14 protein-coding genes are annotated in these 15,174 nt (G+C 66.2%); 10 read left to right on the forward strand and 4 right to left on the reverse strand.

The features are described from left to right. The first annotated feature begins 159 nt into the window (after window positions 1–159). The 3 genes from C7I55_RS04310 (at window position 160) to C7I55_RS04320 (ending at window position 2,285) form a co-directional block, all read left to right on the forward strand. Window positions 160–342, forward strand: a complete 183-nt coding sequence (locus tag C7I55_RS04310) for a PspC domain-containing protein (RefSeq protein WP_106511700.1) — start codon at window positions 160–162, stop codon at window positions 340–342. A 208-nt stretch (window positions 343–550) separates the two neighbouring features. Further along, window positions 551–946 (forward strand): META domain-containing protein, encoded by a 396-nt coding sequence (locus C7I55_RS04315; RefSeq protein WP_106511701.1) that lies wholly within the window; start codon window positions 551–553, stop codon window positions 944–946. 10 nt (window positions 947–956) lie between these two features. After that, window positions 957–2,285 carry a dicarboxylate/amino acid:cation symporter gene (locus C7I55_RS04320; protein WP_106511702.1) on the forward strand — a complete coding sequence of 443 codons (1,329 nt, stop codon included), beginning with the start codon at window positions 957–959 and terminating at the stop codon, window positions 2,283–2,285. Window positions 2,286–2,311: 26 nt separating this feature from the next. On the opposite strand, the gene C7I55_RS04325 is transcribed toward C7I55_RS04320, so the two are convergent. Continuing rightward, window positions 2,312–2,773, reverse strand: a complete 462-nt coding sequence (locus tag C7I55_RS04325; RefSeq protein ID WP_106511703.1) for a DUF2721 domain-containing protein — start codon at window positions 2,771–2,773, stop codon at window positions 2,312–2,314. Window positions 2,774–2,895: 122 nt separating this feature from the next. Between C7I55_RS04325 and nhaA the strand changes: the two genes are divergently transcribed. From nhaA to C7I55_RS04340, 3 genes are read left to right on the forward strand one after another with little or no spacing between them, the layout of a single operon-like run. Next, window positions 2,896–4,173, forward strand: a complete 1,278-nt coding sequence (gene nhaA, locus C7I55_RS04330; RefSeq protein ID WP_106511704.1) for a Na+/H+ antiporter NhaA — start codon at window positions 2,896–2,898, stop codon at window positions 4,171–4,173. Then, window positions 4,170–5,474 (forward strand): hypothetical protein, encoded by a 1,305-nt coding sequence (locus C7I55_RS04335; RefSeq protein WP_233222050.1) that lies wholly within the window; start codon window positions 4,170–4,172, stop codon window positions 5,472–5,474. Before nhaA ends, C7I55_RS04335 begins: the two co-directional genes overlap by 4 nt. Further along, window positions 5,474–6,478: a histone deacetylase family protein gene (locus C7I55_RS04340; protein WP_106511705.1), complete on the forward strand. Its 1,005-nt coding sequence runs from the start codon at window positions 5,474–5,476 to the stop codon at window positions 6,476–6,478. Before C7I55_RS04335 ends, C7I55_RS04340 begins: the two co-directional genes overlap by 1 nt. A gap of 52 nt (window positions 6,479–6,530) precedes the next feature. Here the strand turns inward: C7I55_RS04340 and C7I55_RS28450 are convergent, their stop codons facing one another. Together C7I55_RS28450 and aceA are read right to left on the reverse strand one after the other, a co-directional pair. After that, on the reverse strand, window positions 6,531–6,683 hold the full coding sequence (locus tag C7I55_RS28450; RefSeq protein ID WP_199192726.1) for a hypothetical protein: 153 nt from the start codon (window positions 6,681–6,683) through the stop codon (window positions 6,531–6,533). A 26-nt stretch (window positions 6,684–6,709) separates the two neighbouring features. Further along, window positions 6,710–7,996, reverse strand: a complete 1,287-nt coding sequence (aceA, locus tag C7I55_RS04345) for an isocitrate lyase (RefSeq protein ID WP_106511706.1) — start codon at window positions 7,994–7,996, stop codon at window positions 6,710–6,712. 126 nt (window positions 7,997–8,122) lie between these two features. Between aceA and C7I55_RS04350 the strand changes: the two genes are divergently transcribed. Next, the gene (locus tag C7I55_RS04350) at window positions 8,123–9,532 is read left to right on the forward strand and encodes a helix-turn-helix domain-containing protein (RefSeq protein WP_106511707.1); all 1,410 of its coding nucleotides are present in this window, start codon (window positions 8,123–8,125) and stop codon (window positions 9,530–9,532) included. 197 nt (window positions 9,533–9,729) lie between these two features. Then, the gene (locus C7I55_RS04355; protein ID WP_146150922.1) at window positions 9,730–10,257 is read left to right on the forward strand and encodes a hypothetical protein; all 528 of its coding nucleotides are present in this window, start codon (window positions 9,730–9,732) and stop codon (window positions 10,255–10,257) included. A gap of 326 nt (window positions 10,258–10,583) precedes the next feature. Here the strand turns inward: C7I55_RS04355 and C7I55_RS04360 are convergent, their stop codons facing one another. Further along, the gene (locus C7I55_RS04360) at window positions 10,584–11,522 is read right to left on the reverse strand and encodes a DUF5996 family protein (protein WP_106511709.1); all 939 of its coding nucleotides are present in this window, start codon (window positions 11,520–11,522) and stop codon (window positions 10,584–10,586) included. 117 nt (window positions 11,523–11,639) lie between these two features. Between C7I55_RS04360 and pheS the strand changes: the two genes are divergently transcribed. Both pheS and pheT read left to right on the forward strand, forming a co-directional pair. Continuing rightward, on the forward strand, window positions 11,640–12,659 hold the full coding sequence (gene pheS, locus C7I55_RS04365; protein ID WP_408640591.1) for a phenylalanine--tRNA ligase subunit alpha: 1,020 nt from the start codon (window positions 11,640–11,642) through the stop codon (window positions 12,657–12,659). After that, window positions 12,656–15,034 (forward strand): phenylalanine--tRNA ligase subunit beta, encoded by a 2,379-nt coding sequence (pheT, locus tag C7I55_RS04370; protein ID WP_106511711.1) that lies wholly within the window; start codon window positions 12,656–12,658, stop codon window positions 15,032–15,034. The genes pheS and pheT overlap by 4 nt, the downstream gene beginning before the upstream one ends. The last annotated feature ends 140 nt before the right edge of the window (window positions 15,035–15,174 follow it).

The following is a 15,174-nucleotide window of genomic DNA, read 5'->3' on the forward strand; positions in this document are numbered from 1 at the left end:
AAACGATGTCGTTCAACCTTTCCAACCTCCAGCGCAGCGCGATCTCGGCCGTGGGCGCAGTCTTCGCCGCAACCTTGTTCATCGGCGCGGTCGTGGGCCCGCTCGGCCAAGTCGCCTGATTCCGCTTCGACTCCAACCTTCAAACAGGAACTTCAGACAATGTCCGCCTTCACGCTCGACAAGACCAACGCCAAGATGATGGGTGTCTGCGCCGGCATCTCCCGCACCACCGGCATCGACGTCACCATCATTCGCCTGCTCGCCGTCGCCGCCACCCTGATCGTCAGCGGCGTCACCATCCCCCTCTACATCATCGCCGGCCTGGTCGCACCGAACGCCTGATTACGCGCCAGCCGACACGAAACCCCGGGAGACAGACGATGGACAAGGTCTACCGCACCTGGATGAAACGCCTTCAGCTCTTCCTCGCCAATCCGGCCCCCGCGACACCGCGGCGCGCGGCCCCGCCCGGCCTCGCTCGGCACAGCTGACCGGCAGCGCGGGAGCCAAGCGGGTTGCGGGACGCGCCCGTTTCGCCGAAGATGCTCCGATGCGCACTGCCCTTTCCCTCTTCGCCTTCTTCGCCCTCTCCGCCTGCGCCGGCTCCGGCATTCCCCGGATCGGCCTCGGCGACTTTTCCGCTCTGAACGTCAATGGCGCCCCGGTCACCGGCGACAGGCCGCTGACCCTGCGGCTCGAGAAAGAGGGCCGCGCCAGCGGACACGGGGGCTGCAACAGCTTCAGCACCAGCTACACCCTCGAATCGGGCGAGCGCATCACCTTCGGTCCGATCGCAAGCACCCGCATGGCCTGCGCGCCCGAGGTGATGGAGCAGGAAACCCGCTACTTCGCCATTTTGTCGGCGGCGGAGAGCTACAGCGTCTACGGCTCGGGCAGCCTGTCGATCATCGCAGCGGACGGCCGCGCCATTCGCTTCCGGCGCTGATCGCGCGGCCATGGCCGAGGCCGGCAAGCCCTTTTACCGGACGCTCTATTTTCAGGTTCTGATCGGAATCGCGCTCGGCATCCTGACCGGCTGGCTGTTCCCGGCTTTCGGCCAGGCGCTGAAGCCGCTGGGCGACGGATTCATCAAGCTGGTCAAGATGATCATCTCGCCGGTGATCTTCCTCACCGTCGTCACCGGAATCGCCGGCATGTCCGATCTGAAGGCGTTCGGCCGGGTGGGCGCCAAGGCGATGGCCTACTTCCTGACCTTCTCGACGCTGGCGCTCGCCGTCGGCCTCGTCGTCGGCAACCTCGTCCAGCCGGGTGCAGGGCTGAACATCGATCCGGCGAGTCTCGATCCGCACGCGGTCGCCGCCTATGTCGGCAAGGCCCGGGAGCAGAGCGTCACCGGATTCCTGCTCCATATCATACCCGACACCGCAGTGAGCGCATTCACCTCGGGCGAGATCCTGCAGGTGCTGTTCGTGGCGATCCTGTTCGGGATCGCGCTGGCGATGCTCGGGGAACGCGGCGAACGCTTCCTCGGCACGCTGAAGACGATCACGGCGGTGGTGTTCCGGATGGTTCACATCGTCATGTATGCGGCGCCGATCGGCGCGTTCGGCGCGATGGCGTTCACCATCGGAGCCTATGGAATCGAGACGCTCGCCAACCTCGCCGGGCTGATCGCGACCTTCTACTTCACGTCTTTGCTGTTCGTCATCATAGTGCTCGGCCTCGTCGCCCGCGCCGCCGGATTCTCGCTGTTCGGCCTGATCCGCTACATCAAGGACGAATTGCTGCTCGTGCTCGGCACCTCCTCGTCGGAAAGCGCGATGCCGCTGCTGATGGAGAAACTGGAGCGCGCAGGCTGCCCGAAGCCGATCGTCGGGCTGGTCGTTCCGACCGGCTATTCGTTCAACCTCGACGGCACCAACATCTACATGTCGCTTGCCGCTCTGTTCATCGCGCAAGCGACCGACACCCATCTGAGCTTCGGCGAGCAATTGCTGCTGATGGCCGTCGCGATCCTGAGCTCCAAGGGTGCCGCCGGGGTGACCGGATCGGGCTTCATCGTGCTCGCCGCGACCCTGTCGGTGGTGCCGTCGGTGCCGGTTGCCGGCATGGCGCTGATCCTGGGGGTCGACCGCTTCATGAGCGAATGCCGCGCCCTCACCAATTTCGTCGGCAATGCGGTCGCGACGATCGTCGTCGCCCGCTGGGAAGGCGCGGTCGATCTCGAGCGGCTCCGCGGAGCGTTCGCCGGCAAGGGCGGCGATCTCACCGACGCCGAGAGCGATGCCCTCCAGATCGAGGGCAGGAGCGACGTTCCCGCTTGAAGCGAGGCGCGGCCGGACTCGGCCGGTCAGCCGCGCCTGATCGGCAGGTGCTCGCGGCGAATGCGGATCGAACGCATCGCCAGCCGGACCTCCCAGAGGAACAGGCAGAGGCCGAGGATCAGGAACAGCATCGCCAGGATGAACAACACGGCGACCGCGGTTCCGAACTTGATCGCGGCAAGATCCGCAACGAACAGCAAGGCGACCACCAGGCAGACGAACAGGGCGCTGGCGGTGCAGGCGCTGATCGAGTGGTTCACCACGTGCATGCGACGATCGAGCAGGACGAGTTCGTTCGACGCGCGCTCCCGCTGATCGGGATCGAAGCTCTTGAAATCGGCTTCGAGCGCGCGGGCGCGGTCGACGACACGGGCAAGACGCTGGGCAAGCACGTTGAGGATCGCGCCGACGCCTGCAAGCAGGAAAACCGGCGCGATCGCCAGTTGAATGAGGTGCGCAATCTGCGAGACGTTGCTGGTCTGATCCATGTGGAGCGAATGAAGCGGATCGGCGCCGGAAGATCAAGGACGGCGCGGCCGCTGCGGCATTCGAACGCCAAAGGTGCACCCGGGCGTTCGCTTCTGCGAGCGATCCGGCTACATCCGCGCGCATGACCGCATCCGCAGACGCAACCCGTTCGCCTTCGGCGCTTCGCAAATTCCTGAAGTCCGAGGCGGCCGGCGGTCTCGTCCTGATGGCGGCGGCGGCATTGGCGCTGATCGTCGCAAATTCGCCGCTGCGGGAAGCCTATGAGCATGGCCTGCATGCCCAGACCGGTCCGACTCTGTCGGAGAAGCTCGGTCCGATGACCGTGCACCTCTGGATCAACGACGCGCTGATGGCGATCTTCTTCCTGCTCGTCGGCCTCGAGATCAAGCGCGAGTTCGTCGACGGGCGGCTGTCGACCTGGGACCAGCGGCGCCTGCCGGTGGTCGCAGCCGCAGTCGGAATGGCCGTGCCGGCAGCATTCTACCTCGGGATCGCCGGCGGCACCGCAGGGTTGGGCCGGGGCTGGGCCATTCCCGCTGCCACCGATATCGCCTTCGCGATCGGCGTGCTCGCATTGCTCGGCTCGCGTGCGCCCACCAGCCTCAAGCTCTTCCTGACCACGGTCGCGATCGCCGACGATCTCGGTGCGGTGGCGATCATCGCGCTCGCCTATACGGCGAGCATCGACTCGCTTGCGCTCGCGCTCGCCTCAGGGATCTTCTTGCTGATGTACGTAATGGGCAAAAGCGGAGTGCGGTCGCTGTGGCCGTTCCTGGTCGGTGCGGCGGCTCTCTGGTATTTCGTGTTGTTGTCGGGGGTTCACGCGACGGTGGCGGGCGTGCTCGCCGCGACCACCGTTCCGATCATCAAGACTCCCGGAGCTCCCGATTCCCCCGATTCGCCGCTTCACCGCCTCGAGCACGCGCTTGCGCCGTGGGTCGCCTTTTTGATCGTGCCCCTGTTCGGCTTCGCCAATGCCGGCGTGCACCTGGGCGGCATGACCTTCTCCGATCTGCTCGCCCCGCTTCCGCTCGGCATCGCCGCCGGCCTGTTCCTCGGCAAGCAGCTCGGCATCTTCGGCGCGGTGTGGCTCTCGGTGACGCTCGGTTTCGCCCGCAAGCTGCGCGGTGCGACCTGGCTGCAGATCTACGGCGTCGCGATGCTCTGCGGCATCGGCTTCACGATGAGCCTGTTCATCGGCGCACTCGCCTTCCCGCACAGCCCTCAGTTGATCGACGAAGCGAAGATCGGTGTCCTCGTCGGTTCGTTCCTGTCCGCGCTCGTGGGCTGGCTGGTGCTGCGGCTTGCGCCGCAGGCAACGACCGGTCAGGATGAGGAGACCCGCCAGAAGGCGGAGATCGCCGCCGATGGGGATGTGGAGCGGATGGAAGATCGATGAGGCCCTGGCCGATCGCGCTGGCAGCGTGGCTGCTGGCGGCATTGCTGCTCGGCGGATGCGTCGCGCGCAGCCCGTCCGGCGACAGCCTGGACGAGATTGCGAAGGACTATGTCCAGCTGCAGCTCGAGATCGGGGAGCGAGAACCCGGCTATATCGACGCTTATTACGGTCCGCCCGAGTGGCAGGCGGCCGCCAAGTCGGCGCCGCGGTCGCTCGCAGAGCTCGCTGCCGGCGCCGCCGATCTGTCGAGGCGGGCACGGGCGATCGACGACGGGCGGCTCGAGCGCATGGAGCAGCGCCGGCGTGCCTTTCTGGTCGCGCAGCTCAAGGCGGCCGAGACGCGCCTCAGAATGGTGCGTGGCGAGAAACTCCCCTTCGCCGAGGAGGCTGAAGGTCTGTTCGGAGTCCGTCCTGCGCTGAAGCCGCTTGCCGAATACGACCCGGTTCTCGCCAACATCGAGGCGCTGGTGCCGGGACCGGGCACGCTCGCGGAGCGGGTCGATGCCTTTCAGGAGCGGTTCGTCATTCCCAAGAACCGGCTGGAGCCGGTGTTCCGCGCTGCGATCGCGGAATGCCGGCGCCGCACGGTCGCCCACATCAAGGTGCCGCCGGAGGAGAAGTTCACCCTGGAATTCGTCACCGGCAAAAGCTGGGGCGGCTACAATTGGTACAAGGGCAATTCCACCAGCCTCATTCAGGTGAATACGGATTTGCCGATCCGGATCGGAAGGGCGATCGACCTCGGCTGTCACGAAGGCTATCCCGGCCATCACGTCTACAACATGCTGCTCGAGCGCGAGCTCGCCCGGGCACGAGGCTGGATCGAGTTCACCATCTATCCCCTGTTCTCGCCGCAATCGCTTCTCGCCGAAGGATCGGCGAATTACGGGATCGAGCTTGCCTTCCCCGGCAAGGACGCGGTCACCTTCGAGGCGCGCACTCTGTATGCCTTGGCCGGCTTGCCGACGGCGGAGGTAGAGCAATATCATGCGTTGGTCGATGCGATGCGTGCGCTCGCCGGCGCGCGCTTCACCATTGCCGCCGATTATCTGGAAGGCCGACTGGACCGGGAGACGGCAATCACGCTGATCCAGAAATATCAGCTGGTGTCGCGGCCGCGCGCGGAGCAATCGCTCGCCTTCACGGAGCAATATCGCTCTTATGTGATCAATTACGGCCTCGGCCTGGACATGGTGCGCGCCCATGTCGAAGCCGCCGGCCCCGGCGCCGAGGAGCGCTGGGCCGCGATGGCGCGTATCCTCTCCGAACCCACCTTACCCAGCGATCTGACGGTCAATTGATGCGGATCTTCCACTCTCCACACCAGCGCCTACACGCACCGGAAAAGGAACTGCACAACGGCGCTTTCGTCCCGTTCGCCGAGCATCCTGGGCGCGTCGACGCGATCCTCGCTGCCGTAGGGCCGACCGACGTTCCGGCTGATCACGGCGAAGATCCGATCTTGCGAGTCCATTCGCGCGCCTATGTCGACTTCCTGAAGACCGCGTTCGAGGATTGGCGTGCCGCCGGGCGGCCGGGAGATGCCGCCGGCTATGTGTGGCCGGTGGTCGGCCGCCGACCGCTCAAGCTCAGCCGCATCGACGCGCGGCTCGGCCAATATAGCTACGATGCCTCGACCCCGATCGGGTCCGGAACGTGGGACGCGACTTATTGGTCGGCGCAAGCGGCGCTGTCCGGCATGGACGCGATTCTCGGCGGCGAGCGTAGCGCCTTCGCCTTGTGCCGGCCGCCCGGCCACCATGCCGGCGCCGATTACATGGGCGGCTATTGCTATCTGAACGCCGCCGCGATCGCGGCGGAGGCGGCGATCTCCGCCGGTCGCAAGCGTGTGGCGATCCTCGACATCGATTACCATCACGGCAACGGCACCCAGGACATCTTCCTGACGCGGGGCGATGTCTTTTTCGCATCGATCCATGCCGATCCGCGGACCGACTATCCCTTCTATTGGGGCCATGCCGACGAGACCGGGATCGGCGGCGGCGAAGGGACGAACCTGAACCTCCCGCTGCCTCAGGGCACTTCGATCGCGCCGTTCGAAGCGGCACTCGACCGGGCGCTGGGCGCAATCGCCCGGTTCGACGCGGATGTGCTGGTCTGTTCGTTCGGGGCCGATACCTTCGCCGGGGATCCGATCAGCTTCTTCGAATTGCGCACGGAAGATTATGGGCCGATCGCGCGACGAATCGCTGCCGCCGGCCTGCCGACGCTGATCGTCATGGAGGGCGGCTACGCGGTCGATGCGCTCGGAGCCAACGTTTCGAGCTTCCTCAGCGGCTTCTGATTATCCCCTCTTCCGGATGGGAAGAGGGGATGATTGCTGCGGAAAAAGTGCCTCAGCCCAGCCGCCCGAGACGGTGGTAGAGATTGGCGTATTTGCTCGATTCCGGCTGATCGCGGACGATCGGCAGATAATGTTCGATGGCGCTGCGGATCAGGCGGAAGTCTTCGTTGGAGAAGACGGCGCGGGGGCGTTGCGGTTCGGTCATGTTCGGTCCTTTCCAGTCGTGGGGACTCACTCGGCGGCGACGGCGGTGAGGAATTGCTCCGCCTCGGTCGATTGGGCGAGCGCAGTGGTCGAGGCCTGACCCCCGGACACCGTCTCGGCCACCAGATCGAAATAGCCGGTGCCGACCTCGCGCTGGTGCCGGGTGGCGGTATAGCCCTCGGCCTCGCTTGCGAACTCGGCCTGCTGCAGCTCCGAATAGGCGGCCATGCCGCGTTCGGCATAACTCCGCGCAAGCTCGAACATGCCGTGGTTGAGGCTGTGGAAGCCGGCAAGCGTGACGAACTGGAACTTGTAGCCCATCGCGCCAAGCTCCCGCTGGAAACGCGCGATCGTGGCCTTGTCGAGCTTCGCTTCCCAGTTGAAGCTGGGCGAGCAGTTATACGCCATCATCTTACCCGGGTGTGCTTTCTGCACAGCCTCGGCGAACCGCTTCGCATCCTCCAGGTTCGGGTGGCTTGTCTCCCACCACAAGAGATCCGCATGTGCGGCGAACGCGATGCCACGTTTGATGCAGTGATCGACGCCCGTTCCGTCCCGCAGCCGGAAAAAGCCTTCCGGCGTCCGCTCGCCCGTCAGGAACTCGTGATCGCGTTCGTCGACTTCCGAGGTGATGAGCTTCGCACTTTCGGCGTCCGTGCGTGCGACGAGGATCGTCGGGACGCCGCAAACGTCCGCGGCAAGCCGCGCCGCATCGAGGTTGCGGATGTGCGCCTGGGTCGGGATCAGGACCTTGCCGCCCAAATGCCCGCATTTCTTCTCCGAGGCGAGCTGATCCTCGAAGTGCACGCCAGCGGCGCCGGCCTCGATATAGGCCTTCATGATCTCGAAGCAGTTGAGCGGCCCGCCAAAGCCAGCCTCGGCATCGGCGACGATCGGCGCGAACCAATCGTGCTTGGCGCCGCCCTCTGCGTGCTCGACCTGATCGGCCCGCTGCAGCGTCCGGTTGATCCGCCGGCACAATTCCGGACCGGCATTGGCGGGATAAAGCGACTGATCGGGATACATCGCACCGGCCGTGTTGGCGTCGGCCGCAACCTGCCAGCCGGACAAATAGATCGCCTTCAGCCCGGCACGCACCATCTGCATGGCCTGATTGCCGGTCATCGCACCCAACGCGTGGACATAGGGCTCGTCATGAAGCAGCTGCCAGAGACGGTCGGCGCCGCGACGAGCGAGACTGTGCTCGATGGCGAACGATCCGCGGAGGCGTTCGACATCGGCTGCCGAATGGGGGCGTGCGACCCCATCGAACCGCCCGGGCGGCGCGGGAACGAGGGTGGAGAAATCGGTCATGGGCTGGCTCCGCTTTGGGACTGTTCAGTCGGTAAAGCGCAGAAATCGGGGCTTTGTCCCGCCAGAAGAGGTCGCGATGTCACGTCATGACTTGCGACCTTTGGCATTGTTTGACAGAGTTCTCGCATGGCGAACCCGGATCGTAAGCTCTACCTCGGCGGTCGCCTGAGACGACTTCGCCGAGAGCTGGGCCTCAATCAGAGTGCAATGGCCGGGGAGATCGGGATCTCGCCGAGCTACCTCAACCATCTCGAGCGCAACCAGCGTCCGGTGACCGCGCAGGTCCTGCTGCGCTTGGCCGAACTCTATGACGTCGACCTCAAGACCTTCGCAGCGGAAGGATCGGAGGGGACCAGCCTCGATCAGCTCGCCGAGATCTTTGCCGACCCGCTGTTCGCCGACCTTGGCGTTCCACGCTACGAGCTGCTCGAAGTCACCGACAACGCACCGTCCGTCGCCGACGCGATCGCCCGGCTTTACGCGGCGCTGATCGAACGGCGACAGCATCCGGATGGCGGCGCCCCCGACGAGACGTCGTTCGTGACGCCCGAGGCATGGGTTCGGGATTACATCCAGGCGCAGCGCAACTTCTTTCCGTATCTGGAAGAAGCCGCGGAGACCCTCGCCGGCGCGCTCGGCGAACCTGGCTTGATGTTCGAGGCGCTGCGCCGGCGGCTCAAGGACGCCTACGGCGTCGACACACGGATCGTGCCTCCGGAGCTGCTCGAGTTCGCAAGCCAGGCCTATGATTTCCATCGCAAGCGGCTGATGCTGTCGGCGCTGCTGCGGCCGGAAAGCCGCACCTTCGGCGCCGCCTATCAGCTTGCTTTGTTCGAATTCGCGCCGATCCTGAAGCGGATGGCCGACACCGCGGGCAGTCCCGACACTCCGACACGGCGCCTGCTCCACATGTCGCTCGCGAACTACGCGGCCGCCGCGATCCTGATGCCCTATGATCGTTTCGTCGCTGCTGCGGAAAAGCAGCGATACGATGTCGACCGCCTATGTGCCGAGTTCGGTGCCAGCGTCGAGCAAGTGTCGCACCGGCTGACGACCCTGGGGCGTGCCGGAGCACGCGGGATTCCCTTCTTCATGCTCCGCGTCGATGCCGCCGGGAATATTTCGAAGCGCTTCGCCGGCGAGAGCTTTCCATTTTCCCGCTTCGGCGGCACCTGCGCACGCTGGAACCTTCATGCGGCGTTCCAGACGCCGGGACGGGTCGCGACCCAGATCGTCGAGACCCCCGACGGGCAGCGCTTCTTCACCATCGCCCGCACCGTCGAGCGGGCGGTGCGGCTCGATCCGCGGGAATCGTCGCAGCTTGCGATCGGCCTCGGGTGCGACGTCAAATATGCGCCGAGGATCGTCTATTCGGACGGTCAGGATCTTGCCAAGCCGCTGGTGACGCCGATCGGTCCGGCCTGCAGCATCTGCCCGCGCGTCCGGTGCCCCCAGCGCGCCGCAGCGCCGGCGGGACGCACGCTCGCGATCAACGAGCTTCAGAAGACGATTTCGCCATATCCCTTCGTCGGCTGAATCCTCCGGTGCGACGCTTAGGCCCTCCGGGACGGGGTCAGCGCGACCAGCTCATTTTCGGGTGGACAGGCAGGCCGATTTTTGATGCGCTTCCAAAGAAGCAAGGAAGCAGGGTATTCACGATGGCGATGCGGTCGGCGGTCGGCGTACTTCTAATGGTGCTGGCCGGCACGAGCGCCCGAGGCCAGGCGCCGTCAATGGCGGATCCGCTGGTGGAGCGGTTCCTCGCGGTGCTGCCAGAAGCGGATTCCCTTCACGTGATCGAACGCAATGCCGATCCGGCGGCGCTTGCGCGCCTTGTCGCGCTGAACCCGGGCAAGGACAACCAGATCCGTCTTATCCTGGAGGAGCATTCGGCCTGTTCGTCGGCAGCGAACAATCGCCTGAGCGAGCGTCTGCTGAGGAACGTCGCGCGCGATCTTGGGCCCGCGAAGCTGCAGAAGATGATCGATTTCTACCAGAGCTCCGACGTTGCGCGCGCCGATCTTCTGTTCGGACGGCTCGAGCGCGGCGAGACGCTGTCGGATGCCGAACAGGGCGAAGCGGACCGGATCATCGCCCGCTATCCGCTCGAGGATTTCACACGGCAGATGGGAAGCCTGCAGCTGTCGGCGCTGGACGACCGAGATTTCGCGGCCGAATTGGCAGCGTGCGAGAGCGCCCGGGATTCGACTTTGGCCCGCGAGAAGATGATCCGGGACGAACTCCCGGACTCCAATCCCTAGAGAATGTGCGCGCCCGGTCTGGGCGTGATCGGGACAAGTGGCGATGGACAGCCACGGCGCTGAATGATGCGCTGAACGCCTCCGTCAGTGGTCTCAGGCGGGAGGAAAAGTCTTACGGATGCGCTTCTCCGTCGGCGAGCAAGTTGAAGCCGACGACCTCATCCGGCTCTACCCGCCCCGGGAATTCGCCGAAGCGCTGGACAGACCGCAAGGGCAGGCGCGGCGCAGCCGCGAGCTGGCGCAGGTCACGCGCTGTGGGACCGACCGTGCAGCGACACTGGTGCGCGCCGGCATGCGCGGCACCGGCGGGCGAACCGGCCGTCTGGTCAGCCGACGTGCCGCGGCACCGCCGGAATGCCAGGGACACAGTCGAGGCCGTTGCGGTCCCAGCCGGCAAGGTCTGCGGCGGCGGCGTAGGTGCTGTCCAGAAAGGCGAGCAGCGCCGCCTCGGGATCGGCCGCCCGGCGCAGAGTCTCGTAGTCGAGCACGAACTCTCCAAGCGTCTCGTCGAAGCGGGCTGCCGCCGGCGCGACCTTGGCCTTGGCGAAGCCCGGAGGCGCCGGATAGGCATAGGAATAGAAGAAGGGCTCTCCGGCCGCCCCGGCGCCGCCCGGCCAGAAGCCCGCGCTCGAGACTTCGTGGCTATAGGCTTCGCGGGTCACGGCATCGGGCAGATGGGGGATGCCGCCGGGGTGGCGCGGTGCCGGACGTCCGGAGAAGCGGGTCACGGCGAGATCGAAGCTGCCCCAAAAGAAATGCACCGGGCTCGCCTTTCCGAGGAAGCCGGAGCGGAACAGGCGGAACACCCGGTCCGAAGCAAGCAGAACCTGAAGGAGCCGGCGGGCGCTTCCGGGATCGTAAGCGCGGGGGAGGTGATCTGCGGCGAACGGCGTTGCGGGATCGATCTCATTGGGCACGCCGTGAATGATGACGTCATGTCCGCGCTCGGCGAGCAGGTGCGTCACCCGATCGTGGAACATCGCAATCGTGGACGGGCCGAGCGGAAGCGATTGGGTGCCCCGCGCGTCGGCGACGATGAAGGCATGATCGACGAGATCGAGCCCGAGCTCGAAGGTGCCGCCGCCGCCATGCAGCGGCTCGGTTCGAAGGCCGCGTGGATGAAGACGAAGCGTGAGGTGCCAGCCATGGTTGCGCCACGGCAGCAGGGCGACGGCGACCTTGCCGACGATCTGGCTGATCAGGTGGAGGGTGGCGATGGTCGGCCCATCGCGGGATGCACTCAGCTCCGCCCAGTCACTCGCCATGATATCGCTCCCGGGTTCAAACCACGGCCAAACTCGGTTACGGCGCGCCTCATGGCAAGCCAGACACACGAAATCGACGAAACCACGCTTCTCGCGCGGATCGATGCCGCGCCCGACATGGCCGCGCTCGAGGCCGAGCGCGTCGCCGCCCTCGGAAAGCAGGGTACGATCACGCAGCTGCTCAAGACGATGGGGCAGATGAGCCCCGAGCAACGTCAGGCCGAAGGGCCGCGCATCCACGGCCTTCGCGAACGTGTGACGACGGCGATCGCCGATCGCAAGGCGGCGCTCGAAGCGGCAGCGCTCGAGCGCAAGCTCGCCACCGAGACGCTCGACATGACCCTGCCTGCCGAGCCGCGCCTGCAAGGCAGCGTGCACCCGGTCAGCCAGGTGATGGACGAGCTTGCGGAGATCTTCGCCGATCTCGGCTTCTCGGTCGCCACCGGCCCCGAGATAGAGGACGATTGGCACAATTTCACGGCGCTCAACATCCCCGAGAGCCACCCCGCGCGCGCGATGCACGACACTTTCTATTTCCCGGACGAGGACGGTGCGGAGCGCAAGATGCTGCTACGGACGCACACGTCGCCGGTGCAGATCCGAACGATGGTGACGCAGAAGCCACCAATCTACATCATCGCGCCGGGCCGCACCTATCGATCGGACAGCGACGCCACCCACACGCCGATGTTCCACCAGGTCGAAGGCCTGGTGATCGATCGCGGGATCCACATGGGCCATCTCAAGTGGACGCTCGAGACCTTCCTCAAGGCGTTCTTCGAGCGGGACGACATCGTCCTCCGCCTGCGACCGAGCTATTTCCCGTTCACCGAGCCTGGGGCCGAAGTCGACGTCGGCTTCTCGATCGAGAAAGGCAAACGGGTGATCGGCGGCTCGGAAGGCTGGATGGAAGTGCTCGGCTCCGGAATGGTGCACCCGAAGGTGATCGCGGCTTGCGGGCTCGACCCCGACGAATGGCAGGGCTTCGCTTTCGGCTGCGGCATCGATCGGCTTGCTATGCTCAAATACGGAATGGACGATTTGCGCGCTTTCTTCGACGGCGATCTGCGCTGGCTCAAGCATTACGGCTTCTCGGCCCTCGACGTGCCCACTTTGTCCGGGGGGGTCGGCGCGTGAAGTTCACCCTTTCCTGGCTGAAGGACCATCTCGACACCGAGGCTTCGGTGCAGACGATCGTCGACACCCTGACCGCGATCGGCCTCGAGGTCGAGAGCGTGGAGAATGCGGCCGAGAAGCTTGCGCCCTTCACGATCGCCAAGGTGCTGACCGCCGAACGCCACCCGCAGGCGGACAAGTTGCAGGTGCTGACCGTCGACACCGGGAGCGGCGACGCGATTCAGGTGGTCTGCGGCGCGCCCAATGCCCGCGCGGGGATGAAGGGCGTGTTCGGCGGGCCCGGCGCCTACGTGCCCGGCAGCGACCTCACGCTGAAGATCTCGGCGATTCGCGGCGTGGAGAGCCGCGGCATGATGTGCTCGGTGCGCGAGCTGCAGCTCGGCGACGAGCATGACGGAATCATCTCGTTGCCCGAGGATGCGCCCGTCGGTGCGCGCTATGCCGACTGGGCCGGGCTCGACGATCCGGTGATCGACGTCTCGGTAACGCCCAACCGGCAGGATTGCATGGGCGTGCACGGCATCGCCCGCGATCTGGCCGCCGCGGGCCTCGGCACTTTGAAGCCGATCGCGATCGCGCCGATCGCGGCCAGCTTCGCCTGCCCGATCGAGATTCGCATCGACGATCCCAAGGGTTGCCCCGCTTTCTTCGGCCGCGTCGTCCGCGGCGTCCGCAACGGCTCCTCCCCGGCCTGGCTGCAGCAGCGCCTGAAGGCGGTCGGGCAGCGGCCGATCAGCGCCCTCGTCGACATGACCAATTACGTCATGCTGAGCTACGGCCGGCCGCTCCACGTCTACGATCTGGCAGCGCTGAAGGGCGCGATCGTCGCCCGCAAGGCGCATGACGGCGAGGAGGTGCTGGCGCTGAACGGCAAGAGCTACCGCCTCGATGCGACGATGACGGTGATCGCCGACGATGCCGGCGTTCACGACATCGGCGGCATCATGGGCGGCGAGCATAGCGGAGTGACCGAAACCACCACCGATATCCTGATCGAATGCGCCTATTTCGATCCGGAGGCGATCGCCCGCACCGGACAGAAACTGACTTTGACCTCGGACGCCCGCACGCGCTTCGAACGAGGCGTCGATCCGGCGTTCCTCGATACCGGCATTGCGCTCGCCACGGCCATGGCGCTCGAACTCGCCGGTGGCGAAGCGTCGGAGATCGTCCGCGTCGGCACCCCGCCGGTGCCGTCGAAAACCGTGACTTATCGACCCGAGCAGGCGCGCACGCTCGGCGGCCTCGACGTTCCCGAGGATCGTCAGCAGGAGATCCTCAGCCGGCTCGGTTTCGGCGTCGCAACCGGCGAGCGTTGGACGATCTCGGTCCCGAGCTGGCGCCGCGACGTCGACGGTGCCGCCGATATCGTCGAGGAAGTGATTCGCATCGAAGGACTTGAGAAGGTCGCTTCCGCGCCGCTCCCCCGCGCCGCCGGGGTCGCGCGGCCGACTGCTACGGCCGAGCAATTGCTCGAGCGCAAAGTGCGGCGTACCGCTGCCGCCCGCGGTCTGAACGAAGCGGTGACCTGGAGCTTCATCGCCGAGGAGGAAGCGGCGCCGTTCGGGGGCAGCCCGTGGGTGCTCGCCAATCCGATCAGCGAGGAGCTGAAGGCGATGCGGCCCTCGCTGCTTCCGGGACTGCTCGCGGCCGCGCGCCGCAACATCGCCCGCGGCGCCGGGAGCATCCGCCTGTTCGAGATCGGCCGCCGCTATCTTGCCGACGGCGAACGCTCCACGCTGGCGTTCGTCCTCGCCGGCGACCGTGCCGCTCGCCACTGGCGCACCGGCAAGGCGCAGGGCTTCGATGCTTATGACGCCAAGGCGGAAGCGCTCGCGATCCTCGCCGCCGCCGGTGCCCCGGTCGACAATCTCCAGGCGCTTGGCGGCGCAGCGTCGGTCTACCATCCCGGCCGCTCGGCGCGGCTCAGCCTTGGGCCCAAGAATGCGCTGGCCGAGTTCGGCGAGCTCCACCCGTCGTCGCTCAAGGCGTTCGATCTTCAGGGGCCCGTGGTCGCAGCCGAGATCTTCCTCGATGCCCTGCCGCAGAAGCGTGGGAGCTCCGGCCACATGCGCGACGCCTATCGCCCGCCTGCCCTTCAGGCGGTGAAGCGCGATTTTGCGTTTCTGGTTCCGGAGGCCGTCCAGGCGGAAGCCCTGCTGCGCGCCGTCCGCGGCGCCGACAAACAGGCGATTGCCGGCGTCAGCCTGTTCGACCTGTTCACCGGCCAGGGCGTACCCGAGGGCGAGAAGTCGCTTGCGATCGAAGTCACGCTGCAACCCAGCGAGAAGAGCTTCACCGACGAGGAGCTCAAGGGCATTTCCGAGCGCATCGTCGCGGCGGCCGCCAAGACGGGTGCCCGGCTGCGCGACTGACCATCACGGTGCATCGGGTGCCGGATCGCAGCCTCGATCCGTCACCCGACGCCATGTGATGCCTGTCGTCCCGCGCTGAGACGATGACGCGAGGCGCGATCACGAGCGCCCCTGGGTCGCTACTCCGGCAGACGGCGGGG

The organism is Allosphingosinicella deserti, from assembly GCF_003012735.1.
Classification (GTDB): domain Bacteria; phylum Pseudomonadota; class Alphaproteobacteria; order Sphingomonadales; family Sphingomonadaceae; genus Allosphingosinicella; species Allosphingosinicella deserti.

Coding starts and splice junctions, on each gene's coding strand:
- C7I55_RS04360 (WP_106511709.1), bottom strand. CDS start 11,522: ATGGCGAGTGACTGGGCGGAGCTGAGTGCATCCCGCGATGGGCCGACC.
- C7I55_RS04335 (WP_233222050.1), top strand. CDS start 4,170: ATGAGGCCCTGGCCGATCGCGCTGGCAGCGTGGCTGCTGGCGGCATTG.
- C7I55_RS04310 (WP_106511700.1), top strand. CDS start 160: ATGTCCGCCTTCACGCTCGACAAGACCAACGCCAAGATGATGGGTGTC.
- aceA (WP_106511706.1), bottom strand. CDS start 7,996: ATGACCGATTTCTCCACCCTCGTTCCCGCGCCGCCCGGGCGGTTCGAT.
- C7I55_RS04350 (WP_106511707.1), top strand. CDS start 8,123: ATGGCGAACCCGGATCGTAAGCTCTACCTCGGCGGTCGCCTGAGACGA.
- pheS (WP_408640591.1), top strand. CDS start 11,640: ATGGCCGCGCTCGAGGCCGAGCGCGTCGCCGCCCTCGGAAAGCAGGGT.
- C7I55_RS04320 (WP_106511702.1), top strand. CDS start 957: ATGGCCGAGGCCGGCAAGCCCTTTTACCGGACGCTCTATTTTCAGGTT.
- C7I55_RS04325 (WP_106511703.1), bottom strand. CDS start 2,773: ATGGATCAGACCAGCAACGTCTCGCAGATTGCGCACCTCATTCAACTG.
- nhaA (WP_106511704.1), top strand. CDS start 2,896: ATGACCGCATCCGCAGACGCAACCCGTTCGCCTTCGGCGCTTCGCAAA.
- C7I55_RS04315 (WP_106511701.1), top strand. CDS start 551: ATGCGCACTGCCCTTTCCCTCTTCGCCTTCTTCGCCCTCTCCGCCTGC.
- C7I55_RS04355 (WP_146150922.1), top strand. CDS start 9,730: ATGGCGGATCCGCTGGTGGAGCGGTTCCTCGCGGTGCTGCCAGAAGCG.
- C7I55_RS04340 (WP_106511705.1), top strand. CDS start 5,474: ATGCGGATCTTCCACTCTCCACACCAGCGCCTACACGCACCGGAAAAG.
- C7I55_RS28450 (WP_199192726.1), bottom strand. CDS start 6,683: ATGACCGAACCGCAACGCCCCCGCGCCGTCTTCTCCAACGAAGACTTC.